General features: G+C 33.8%; 9 protein-coding genes. 7 read left to right on the forward strand and 2 right to left on the reverse strand.

Annotated features, from left to right (window positions below):
- Positions 1–86 precede the first annotated feature (86 nt).
- Entirely contained in the window at positions 87–323 is a 237-nt protein-coding gene (locus P6733_RS07425; protein WP_007137004.1) for an acyl carrier protein, read from the reverse strand.
- Between the two features lie 176 nt (positions 324–499).
- On the opposite strand from P6733_RS07425, the gene purN reads away from it, so the two are divergent.
- The 4 genes from purN (at position 500) to P6733_RS07445 (ending at position 4,594) form a co-directional block, all read left to right on the forward strand.
- Entirely contained in the window at positions 500–1,060 is a 561-nt protein-coding gene (purN, locus tag P6733_RS07430; protein WP_306351888.1) for a phosphoribosylglycinamide formyltransferase, read from the forward strand.
- An 8-nt stretch (positions 1,061–1,068) separates the two neighbouring features.
- A complete protein-coding gene (gene rnhA, locus P6733_RS07435; protein ID WP_306351890.1) occupies positions 1,069–1,554 on the forward strand; it encodes a ribonuclease HI in 486 nt (161 codons plus the stop codon).
- Between the two features lie 139 nt (positions 1,555–1,693).
- Complete coding sequence (locus tag P6733_RS07440; RefSeq protein ID WP_306351892.1) at positions 1,694–2,623, forward strand: PfkB family carbohydrate kinase; 930 nt, start codon at positions 1,694–1,696, stop codon at positions 2,621–2,623.
- A 72-nt stretch (positions 2,624–2,695) separates the two neighbouring features.
- Complete coding sequence (locus P6733_RS07445; protein ID WP_306351894.1) at positions 2,696–4,594, forward strand: amidophosphoribosyltransferase; 1,899 nt, start codon at positions 2,696–2,698, stop codon at positions 4,592–4,594.
- A gap of 246 nt (positions 4,595–4,840) precedes the next feature.
- On the opposite strand, the gene P6733_RS07450 is transcribed toward P6733_RS07445, so the two are convergent.
- The gene (locus P6733_RS07450) at positions 4,841–5,449 is read right to left on the reverse strand and encodes a superoxide dismutase (protein ID WP_306351896.1); all 609 of its coding nucleotides are present in this window, start codon (positions 5,447–5,449) and stop codon (positions 4,841–4,843) included.
- A gap of 115 nt (positions 5,450–5,564) precedes the next feature.
- On the opposite strand from P6733_RS07450, the gene P6733_RS07455 reads away from it, so the two are divergent.
- From P6733_RS07455 to P6733_RS07465, 3 genes are all read left to right on the forward strand, one after another.
- A complete protein-coding gene (locus P6733_RS07455; RefSeq protein WP_306351897.1) occupies positions 5,565–8,726 on the forward strand; it encodes a UvrD-helicase domain-containing protein in 3,162 nt (1,053 codons plus the stop codon).
- Between the two features lie 44 nt (positions 8,727–8,770).
- Positions 8,771–9,970 carry a glycine C-acetyltransferase gene (gene kbl / locus P6733_RS07460; protein WP_306351899.1) on the forward strand — a complete coding sequence of 400 codons (1,200 nt, stop codon included), beginning with the start codon at positions 8,771–8,773 and terminating at the stop codon, positions 9,968–9,970.
- Positions 9,971–10,075: 105 nt separating this feature from the next.
- Positions 10,076–11,470, forward strand: coding sequence for an OmpA family protein (locus P6733_RS07465; RefSeq protein WP_306351901.1), 1,395 nt, complete (start codon positions 10,076–10,078; stop codon positions 11,468–11,470).
- Position 11,471: the final 1 nt, after the last annotated feature.

Here is an 11,471-nt window from a genome sequence, read left to right on the forward strand (position 1 = left end):
TTAACCTCGGTTAAAGGTCAAACATTGAAAATCACAATAAATAATGGCATCCATGTGCTTTTATGGGCACACGGATGCTTTATTTATTATTTTTTTGCTTCTTCGATGTAAGAAATAGCTTGACCTACAGTAGCAATGTTTTCTGCTTGATCATCTGGGATTTGAATATCAAATTCTTTTTCAAACTCCATGATAAGCTCAACAGTGTCTAATGAATCAGCACCCAAATCATTTGTGAAGCTTGCTTCTGTTACAACTTCGTTTTCGTCAACACCTAATTTGTCTACGATAATCGCTTTTACTCTTGATGCAATGTCTGACATAATCTTTAATTTTAGAATTTAAATTGATGGCAAAAATAAAAAACTTTATTTTAAAACCACAGATAACCTTAAAAATGTGCTACTAAATTAGAAAATAAATTTTAGAAAGGCGTTAAAGAACCACTGTTTTGTGGTTTATTATTCTTTTTTTTGCAGAATAAAAAATTACAAAAGCCATGAAAAGTGTCATAATATTTGCTTCAGGAGCGGGTTCGAATGCAGAAAACATCATTTTAGAATGCAATAAAAGTGAGGTTGCAAGAGTTACGGCAGTATTTTCGAACAACCCAAACGCAGGTGTGATTGAAAAAGCGAAGAAATATAAAGTACCTGTTCTTGTGGTTTCAAAAGAAGCAATTTCCGAAGAGACAATTCTAAGTCAGCTAGCATTCTTTCAGCCCGATTTAATTGTTTTGGCAGGATTTTTACTAAAATTCCCTAAACATATTATTGATGCCTATCCAAATAAAGTGATTAATATACACCCGGCATTATTGCCTAATTATGGAGGAAAAGGTATGTATGGGATGAATGTTCATCGTGCTGTAGTGGAGAATAAAGAAAAAGAAACGGGCATTACGATACATTATGTAAACGAACATTATGATGAAGGAAATATTATCTTTCAGGAAAAAGTAACTTTACAAGAGAATGATACTCCAGAAACTGTAGCAGGAAAGATTCATGACTTAGAACAAAAGTTTTTCCCAGAAGTGATTATGAAATTAATACAATAATATAGGTTTTGAATTTAACACACGAAGTAGAAATATATACTGACGGCTCAGCTAGAGGAAATCCAGGCCCTGGAGGTTATGGCGTGATTTTGCTATGGGTAGGGAAGCCGTATAAAAAAGAAATCTACGAAGGATTTAGAAGAACTACCAATAATAGAATGGAATTACTAGCGGTAATTGTAGGTTTGGAAATGCTGAAAATCAGTAATACCAAAGTACTTGTGGTCTCAGATTCTAAATACGTTGTAGATTCTGTTTTGAAAGGTTGGGTTTTCCAATGGGAGAAAAAAGGATATACTGGTAAGAAAAATCCAGATTTATGGGCAAGATTCTTAAAGATTTACAGAAAACATCAAGTAGATTTTAAATGGGTCAAAGGACATAATAATCATCCGCAAAATGAAAGATGTGACCAGTTAGCAGTAATGGCTTCACAAAGTAAAACGTTATCGATCGATGCTTTTTATGAAGCAGAATCGAATTCTAATTTATAAAACAACCTTTTTTTAATCGCAAATAATTGATTTACAGTTTTTAATAAGATATTTTATTTTAGAAAAAGCTTAAGAAATAAATCGTTTAAGTATACAAAACTAAATCTTATATTTGCACTCTTAATTATTTAATATAGATATGAATAAATTATTGATTGTTGGAACAGTTGCTTTTGACGCTATTGAAACTCCTTTTGGGAAAACAGATAAAATTTTAGGTGGTGCAGGAACATATATAGGGCTTTCGGCTTCTTATTTTAATGTTCAATCTGCTATTGTTTCAGTAGTTGGAGAAGATTTTCCACAAGAATATTTAGATTTATTAAAAAGCAGAAATATTGATCTTTCGGGATTAGAAGTTGTAAAAGGAGGGAAAACTTTCTTTTGGAGTGGACGTTACCACAACGATTTAAATTCGAGAGATACTTTAGATACACAATTGAATGTGTTAGCAGATTTTCAGCCTAAAGTTCCTGAGAATTTCAAAGATGCTGAAGTATTAATGTTAGGTAATTTGCATCCATTAGTTCAAATCAGTGTATTGGATCAAATGACTGTGCAGCCTAAACTGGTTGTATTAGATACTATGAATTTCTGGATGGATTGTGCATTACCAGAATTATTAGAAGTAATAAAAAGAGTAGACGTTATCACGGTGAATGATGAAGAAGCAAGACAATTAACAGGAGAGTACTCTCTAGTGAAAGCTGCTGCAAAAATTCAACAGATGGGTCCTAAATATGTAGTGATTAAAAAAGGAGAACACGGAGCATTATTGTTCCATAAAAAAGAAATTTTCTTTGCTCCAGCATTACCACTAGAAGAAGTATTTGATCCAACAGGAGCAGGAGATACTTTCGCGGGAGGTTTTGTAGGTTACATTGCACAAAGTGAAAATGTATCCTTTAAGAACATGAAAAATGCGATTATTTACGGTTCAAATTTAGCTTCCTTCTGTGTAGAGGAATTTGGAACAAAAAGAATGGAACGATTAGAAAAAGAAGAAGTGCTTGAAAGGCTCAAACAATTTAGAGCCTTGACACAATTTGACATATCATTATCAGAATAACGGGATTATGCCCGAAGCCTCGGGAACGGGGCTTTTTTTATCAACACAACTAACTACAATTAATTAACTACAATGAGTGACGCTCTAAAACACGAATGCGGTATAGCTCTTCTAAGACTATTAAAGCCTTTAGAATATTATAAAGAAAAGTATGGTTCTGCTTTTTACGGGATACAGAAAATGTATCTTTTAATGGAAAAGCAACACAACCGAGGACAAGATGGTGCAGGTTTAGCAAGTATTAAATTAGATGTTAATCCAGGGGAACGATATATTAGTAGAGTACGATCAAATAATGCTCAACCAATACAAGATGTATTTGCTCAAATTAATGAAAGAGTAAATGAAGAATTAGCTTTACATCCGGAATATGCTGATGATGTGGCTTTACAAAAAGCCAATATTCCTTATATAGGAGAATTGTTTTTAGGACACGTTCGTTATGGTACTTTTGGTAAAAATAGTATCGAAAGTGTTCATCCTTTTTTAAGACAAAATAATTGGATGCACCGTAACTTAATCGTAGCGGGAAATTTCAATATGACCAATGTAAAAGAACTATTCAATAGCTTGATTGAACTGGGACAACATCCAAAAGAAATGGCGGATACGGTTACAGTAATGGAAAAGATAGGACATTTTTTAGATGGTGAAGTAACGAGATTATATCAGGATTGTAAAGATGAAGGTTTTACAAAACAACAAGCTTCACCTGAAATTGCAAAACGATTGGATATTGCGAAAATACTGCGAAGAGCTTCAAAAAGCTGGGATGGAGGTTATGCCATGGCAGGATTGTTAGGACATGGAGATGCCTTTGTTTTTAGAGATCCAGCAGGAATCAGACCTGCCTATTTTTATCAAGATGATGAAATTGTAGTAGTAGCTTCTGAACGTCCAGTAATACAAACGGTTTTCAATGTTCCTTTTGAAGAAATTAAGGAAATTGATCCAGGACATGCCATCATTATTAAAAAAGATGGTAAGATTACAAATGAAGAAATTCTTCCTGCGTTGCCTAAAAAAGCATGCTCATTTGAAAGAATCTATTTTTCAAGAGGAAGTGATGCAGAAATTTATCAAGAAAGAAAAGATTTAGGAAAACTAATTATGCCTGCGGTATTAGAGTCAATTGATAATGATACAGACAATACGGTGTTTTCGTATATTCCAAATACTGCTGAAACATCATTCTATGGTTTAGTAGAAGCAGCACAAGATTTCTTGAATCAACGTAAGATTAAAGATATTTTAGATAAAAAAGAACAATTAAGCGAAGAGAAGTTAAAAGAGATTTTATCTGTAAAACTTCGTACTGAAAAAGTAGCAATTAAAGATGCAAAACTAAGAACCTTTATTACAGAAGATAGTAGTAGAGATGATTTGGTTGCCCATGTATACGATGTTACTTATGGAGTGATTAAACCAACAGATAATCTGGTGATTATCGATGATAGTATCGTTCGTGGTACTACATTGAAAAAGAGTATTATCAAAATGATGGACCGTTTGTTGCCAAAAAGAATCGTTATTGTTTCTTCTGCACCGCAAATTAGATATCCGGATTGTTATGGTATCGACATGGCAAAATTAGAAGGCCTTATTGCTTTTCAGGCAGCCTTAGAATTATTGAAAGAAAGAAATTTATATCACATCGTAGATCAGGTTTACGAGAAATGTAAACAACAAGAGCATTTCGTAGATAATGATGTAATAAACTATGTAACGGAAGTTTATGCGCCGTTTACCGATCAAGAGATATCCGATAAGATAGGAGTAATGTTAAGTTCTTCTGATATTCAAGCAGAAGTGAAAATCATTTTCCAAACCGTAAAGAATTTACATATAGCTTGTCCGAAAAATCTTGGAGATTGGTACTTCACAGGAGATTATCCTACCCCGGGAGGTAATCGAGTAGTGAACAGAGCGTTTATGAATTTCTATGAAGGGAAAGATGCAAGAGCCTATTAATTTTGGGTTAAATAATGTCGTTAATCGATTTTTTGTGTCATTCACCTAGTTTATTTTGAAGAGATGCAAAACAACTATACATTCGTAAGACCATAGCATTAGTAGGTTAAGTTTATGGTAGATTTGGGGCAAAAAGGGTGGAAGCAATTCCACCTTTTTTATTGGAATAAACTGAAAAATATAGATATAAAAAAAGCGAAACAGAATTCTGTTTCGCTTTTTTGTTTTTTATAGAATCGGAGAATCTTATTTCTCTGTAGCGTAATTTTTAGCTACTTCATCCCAGTTGATTACGCTGAAGAAAGCTTCAATATAATCAGGTCTTCTGTTTTGGTAGTGTAAGTAATAAGCATGTTCCCATACATCCATACCTAAGATTGGAGTTCCTCCGCAACCTACTTCAGGCATTAAAGGATTGTCTTGATTTGGAGTACCACATACTTCAAGTTTTCCACCTTTCTGAACACAAAGCCAAGCCCATCCAGAACCGAATTGTGTAGCTCCAGCTTTAGCGAATTTTGCTTTAAACTCTTCGAAAGTTCCAAAAGAAGCTTCGATAGCATCAGCTAATTCACCTTTCGGTAAACCACCACCATTTGGAGACATTACTTTCCAGAATAAGTTATGATTGTAAAAACCACCACCGTTATTTCTAACTGCAGCATTTGATTTATCTAAGTTAATTAAGATGTTTTCAATGGTTTTTCCTTCTAAATCAGTTCCACTAATTGCAGCGTTCAAGTTGTTTGTATAGGCAGCATGGTGCTTTGAATGGTGAATTTCCATTGTACGAGCATCAATATGTGGTTCTAGTGCATCATATGCGTAAGGTAATTGAGGTAATTCAAAAGCCATAATATGTATTTTTAAAAAGATTAGTACTAAATTTATCCAAAATTAGACATTTAACTTTGGAATTAAAAATAATAATTTCTTATTGTAGTATGTCTAAAATCAATACTGTATTTACGTGAATCAACATTCTTTCTCAATATACGATGCATCAGCAGGTTCAGGAAAAACCTTTACTCTAGTAAAAGAATACCTTAAGATTTTATTAACCTCAAATAAAAATGATGCCTATCGAAATATACTTGCCATTACTTTTACCAATAAAGCGGTAGGAGAAATGAAAAGTAGAATTGTGTCTAGTTTATCCGAGTTTGCAAAAGACAATCCAGATAAAAAAGCATTTCAACTGATGGAATTGTTGGTCGAAGAAACAGGTTTGAAAATACCCGAAATCAAAAGCAAAGCCCAAAGAATAATTAAGAACATTATCCATAATTATGCGGCATTTGATATTTCAACAATTGACAAATTTACACACAAAGTAATTCGAGCTTTTGCACATGATCTGAACTTACCTTTAAGTTTTGATGTGTCACTGGAAACAGAAAATCTATTGATTGAGGCAGTAGATGCAATTATTGCAAAAGCAGGAGAAGAAGAAACTCTAACGCAGTTGTTGGTCGATTTTACAATGGAAAAGACAGATGATGATAAGAGCTGGGATGTAACAAGAGAAATTTTAGATGTAAGTAAGCTACTGGTCAATGAAAACAATCGAAATGAAGTAGTCCATTTTCAAGACAAAACAATTGGAGAATTTGTCGCCATAAAAAAGAAACTGACTTCGCTGTGTAGTGATTTAGAGAAAGAAATTGTCGAGTTGGCCAAAAATGCACTTCAATCTATTGACGAAAAAGGAATCTCTTATAGTACATTTAATAGAAGTCTTATTCCTAATTATTTGATTTTTCTGGCAGATGGAAAAGTAGAGAAACGAGAACATTTATTGAAATATCTGGAAGAAGGGAGCAGGTATGCAAAAACAAAACCATTAGGCGAGCAACAAGCAATTGATGCAATGGCAGACGAGTTGTTGAAAATATTCCAATCTATTTTTCAGATTATGGAAAAGCTATTGTTTTATAAAGCTTTTCTCAAGAATATTACACCCTTATCATTGCTGAATACAGTAAGTCAAGAACTTTCGAAAATACAAGAAGAACAAAATATCTTATCCATATCAGAGTTTAATGCGATTATTCATCGAGAGATTCAAAATCAACCAGCGCCGTTTATTTATGAACGATTAGGAGAGCGATATAAGCATTTCTTCATCGATGAATTTCAAGATACCTCCGAAATGCAGTGGCAAAACTTGATTCCATTAATAGATAATGCATTGTCTGGAGAAGATCATTCGGGAGACAAAGGAACTTTAATGATTGTCGGTGATCCTAAACAATCTATTTATAGATGGAGAGGTGGTAAAGCAGAGCAGTTTATTGAACTGAGTAAAGGTTATAATCCATTCAATAACCCAGATAAGGTATTAGAACATTTAGATAAAAATTATAGAAGCTATTCTCAGGTAATTCAGTTTAATAATGATTTTTTTAAACTGCTGTCCAATGAATTTACAAATCTGGATTATAGTGATTTGTATGCAAACCATAGCCATCAAAAGATAAATGATAAAGAAGGAGGATATGTAAATCTCTCCTTTATTCCAAATACAGAAGGAAATGAATACGATGAAGAAAGTCTAGATAAAACACAATTGTATTTACAATCAACTTTAGTAACTATAAAAAAAGTGTTAGATGAAGGTTTTGATTATCATGAAATTGTAATCCTAACACGGAAAAAAGATCAAGGAATTGCAGTGGCAAATTATTTGACGGAGCAAAGTGTTCCAATAGTTTCTTCGGAGACATTGATGGTACAGAATGCTACCGAAGTCCGAATGATTGTCAATACATTACGCTATTTAAAAAATAGTGCGGATGTTGAGTCAAAAGCTTTGTTTTTACACTACGTAGGAGAGTATATTCAAGATGAGTTACCAGTCCATGATTTTATTTCTGCAGGGATGTTGCATAAAAATGAAAAGGATTTTGAGGATTGGTTGATGAGTTTCCATATTGAGCTTTCATTTCAAAACGTCCGAAGTAAATCATTATATGAATCCGTTGAAATAATCATTTCAAAATTCATTAATAAAGAGAAGAATAATGCTTATGTGCAGTATTTTCTTGATTTGGTTTTAGAAAGAGATGTTAAGAACCAAGCAGGAGTAACAGACTTTTTAGCCTATTGGGATAAGAATGCACATAAATTCAGTATCCCTTCGCCAGAAGGAAATAATGCGATACGAATTATGACCATTCATAAATCCAAAGGATTAGAATTTCCAGTAGTGATTATTCCATTTGCAGAAGAAGACTATTGTAGAAAACCAAAAGATAAATTATGGTTGGATATTGAAGAAACAGTTTTTGGATTGCCCAAAGTATTAATAGATAATAGTAGTGCAGTGGAAGCTTATGGAGAAGAAGCCTCATTAGTTTATCTAAATAAGCGACAAGAAGAATTGTTGGACAACATTAATGTATTGTACGTGGCTTTAACTAGAGCCGAAGAACAGTTGTATATTATCTCGTCCATGAATCTGAGTAAAAAAGGAGAAGTAGCAAAGAATAGTATGTCTACCTTTTTTATTAAATACTTAGAAGAGATTGGAATGTTTGACCCAAGTCGATTAGAATATTCGTGGGGTAGTTCGAAAAAGACAATTGAAGATAAAAAGACAATTGATTTAATTAAAACAATTCCGCCAATCCGAGAAGTACTGAATCCGAAAGCGATAAAAATTGCAAAAAGAGAAGCCTTGATGTGGGGAACCCATCAGCAAAAAGCAATAGAATATGGAAATCTAATCCATGAAATTCTGTCCTATATAGTTACCGCTGACGATGTAGATTTGGCGATTGCCCGATCAATTGAAAATGGTTTGATAACTTTTGATCAAAAAGAGCAGGTAGAACAAACTATCAAAGAGATTGTTTTTCATCAAGACTTATCCATATACTTTAGTTCTAAAAATACAGTTTTTAATGAACAAACAATTATTCAAAAAGAAGGAGGGATTATAAAACCAGATAGGATGGTTGTAGACTCGGTGAATCAAGTCTATCTTTTGGATTATAAAACAGGGGCGCACAATCAGAAATATCAAGCGCAATTGGAACATTATCAGTTAGCCATTGAACAAATGGGATATGTTGTTGTAAAAAAAGCACTTGTTTACACGGGTGAAGAAGTGAAAATAGTAAATTTGTAAAATAAATACGATCAATAAAAGATTAATAAATCAATATAAAAAACATGTACGGAAAAATTCAGCAACATTTACAAAATGAACTAAATGCTATTGAAGAGAATGGTATTTTTAAAAAGGAAAGAATAATTACTTCACCACAAGGTGCGGAAATCACAATTTCAACAGGAGAAACAGTTTTAAATTTTTGTGCAAACAATTACCTTGGACTTTCTTCTCATCCAGAAGTAGTACAAGCGGCTAAAGATGCTTTGGATACTCATGGATTTGGAATGTCATCTGTACGATTCATTTGTGGAACACAAGATATTCACAAAACATTAGAGCAAAAAATTGCTCATTTTTACGGAACAGAAGATACGATTCTTTATGCAGCAGCCTTTGATGCTAATGGAGGTGTGTTTGAACCATTATTAGGAGAAGAAGATGCAATTATTTCAGATTCATTAAACCATGCTTCTATAATTGATGGGGTGCGTTTGTGTAAAGCGGCAAGATACCGTTACGAGAACAGTAACATGGAAGATCTTGAGCAACAATTAATAAAAGCAAATGCAGAAGGAAGACGCTTTAAGTTAATTGTAACAGATGGAGTCTTCTCTATGGACGGATTAGTAGCGCCATTAGATAAAATATGTGACTTAGCAGATAAATATGATGCGATGGTAATGGTAGACGAATGCCATGCTGCAGGATTTATCGGAGCTACAGGTAAAGGAACGCTAGAAGCAAAGAATGTAATGGGACGTGTTGATATCATCACTGGGACATTAGGGAAAGCTTTAGGTGGAGCGATGGGAGGATATACTACCGCTAAAAAAGAAGTTATAGAATTATTAAGACAAAGATCAAGACCTTATTTGTTTTCAAATTCACTTGCGCCTTCAATTGTAGGAGCATCTATTAAAGTTTTTGAATTGTTAGAGAAGGATACTACTTTAAGAGATAAGCTAGAGTGGAATACGAATTATTTCAAAGAAGGAATGAAAAAAGCAGGTTTTGATATTATCGATGGCGACTCTGCAATTGTTCCTGTAATGCTATACGATGCGAAGCTTTCTCAGATTATGGCAGATGAATTATTGAAAAAAGGAATCTATGTTATAGGGTTTTTCTATCCAGTTGTACCGAAAGATAAGGCAAGAATTAGAGTTCAACTATCTGCGGCACATACAAAAGAGCACCTTGATAAGGCGATTTCGGCCTTTATTGAGGTCGGTGAAACGTTAAAAATTATAGATAAATAGCATTTTTCAATTTTTTATAGCATTTTTTTAACATTTCACTTTGTAATTAATTTTTATCACATTACTTTTGTCAGCATAACGTATTTTAATCAAAAAAAATTAAGTATGAAACATCTTAACAAACTTTTTGCAGCTATCTTGCTTGTAGTAGGGCTTAATGCTCATGCACAAGACAGTGACAACCCATGGGCTATTAGCTTTGGTGCAAATGCAGTAGACACTAAGACTAGTTCTGGAAGAGAAAATCTGAAGGATCATTTTTCTCAGTTCTTTAATGCAAAAGACAACTGGAACATTTTACCATCTGTATCTTATTTAAACGTATCTAGATACGTTGGAGCTGGATTCACATTTGGTATTACTGGATCGGTAAACAAAATTGACAAATTGGTAAACAGAGTTCCTGGAACGATGAACCAAGGAGTAGTAGTAAATCCTGGAGATTTAACTTACTATGGTATTGATGGGGTTATTAAATATAGCTTTAAAGATCTTATCAAATCTAAATGGTTTGATCCATCTTTACACGTAGGTGGAGGTTATACTTTCTGGGGAGACGAAAGTGCAGGTACTGTTAATGGTGGTGCTGGTGTTGCTTTCTGGTTCACAGAAAATATTGGTATCTCATTCCAATCTACTTACAAAAAATCATTCGAAGACAGAGTTGAGGTTCCTTCTCATTTCCAACACTTCGCAGGTTTAACATTTAAATTTGGTGGAAAAGACACTGACGGTGATGGTATCTACGATAAAGATGATGCTTGTCCAGAAGTTGCAGGTTTAAAAGAATTCCAAGGATGTCCTGATACGGATGGAGATGGTATTCCAGACAAAGATGATTCTTGTCCAGAAGTTGCTGGTTTAAAAGAATTCAACGGATGTCCTGATACTGACGGAGACGGTGTACCAGATAAAGATGATGCTTGTCCAGAAGTTGCTGGTTTAAAATCATTAAATGGTTGTCCTGATTCTGATGGAGATGGTGTTGCTGATAAAGATGACAAATGTCCTAACGAAAAAGGTCCAAAAGAAAACAAAGGTTGTCCTTGGCCAGATAGAGATGGAGATGGTGTTCTTGATAAAGATGACAAATGTCCAGACGTTAAAGGAACTGTTGCTAACAACGGATGTCCTGAAGTTAACGAAGTTGTAATGAAAAAATTAAATGATTACTCTAAAACTATCTTATTCGATACTGGAAGAGCTTCAATCAAGAAAGATTCATTCGAAACGTTAAACTCTATCGCGATGATCATGAATGAGTACCCAAGTGCAAACTTCAGAATTGAAGGTTACACAGATAGTACTGGTAGTTTAGCTACTAATACAAGATTATCTAAAGAAAGAGCTGCTGCTGTAAGAGAATATCTTGTAACAAGAGATATCCAATCTAGCAGATTAACTTCTGAAGGTTTCGGTCCTGAAAAACCAATCGCTAGCAACAAAACTGCTGCTGGTAGAGCACAAAACAGAAGAGTTGAGGTTATCTTAGTTAAGTAAT

The sequence above is a fragment of the Flavobacterium aerium genome (assembly GCF_030766725.1).
Classification (GTDB): Bacteria; Bacteroidota; Bacteroidia; order Flavobacteriales; family Flavobacteriaceae; genus Flavobacterium; species Flavobacterium aerium.

Bases quoted from the DNA above. Each gene is read 5' to 3' on its own strand.
- kbl (WP_306351899.1), top strand. From the start codon at position 8,771: ATGTACGGAAAAATTCAGCAACATTTACAAAATGAACTAAATGCTATT.
- P6733_RS07425 (WP_007137004.1), bottom strand. From the start codon at position 323: ATGTCAGACATTGCATCAAGAGTAAAAGCGATTATCGTAGACAAATTA.
- P6733_RS07440 (WP_306351892.1), top strand. From the start codon at position 1,694: ATGAATAAATTATTGATTGTTGGAACAGTTGCTTTTGACGCTATTGAA.
- purN (WP_306351888.1), top strand. From the start codon at position 500: ATGAAAAGTGTCATAATATTTGCTTCAGGAGCGGGTTCGAATGCAGAA.
- P6733_RS07465 (WP_306351901.1), top strand. From the start codon at position 10,076: ATGAAACATCTTAACAAACTTTTTGCAGCTATCTTGCTTGTAGTAGGG.
- P6733_RS07450 (WP_306351896.1), bottom strand. From the start codon at position 5,449: ATGGCTTTTGAATTACCTCAATTACCTTACGCATATGATGCACTAGAA.
- P6733_RS07445 (WP_306351894.1), top strand. From the start codon at position 2,696: ATGAGTGACGCTCTAAAACACGAATGCGGTATAGCTCTTCTAAGACTA.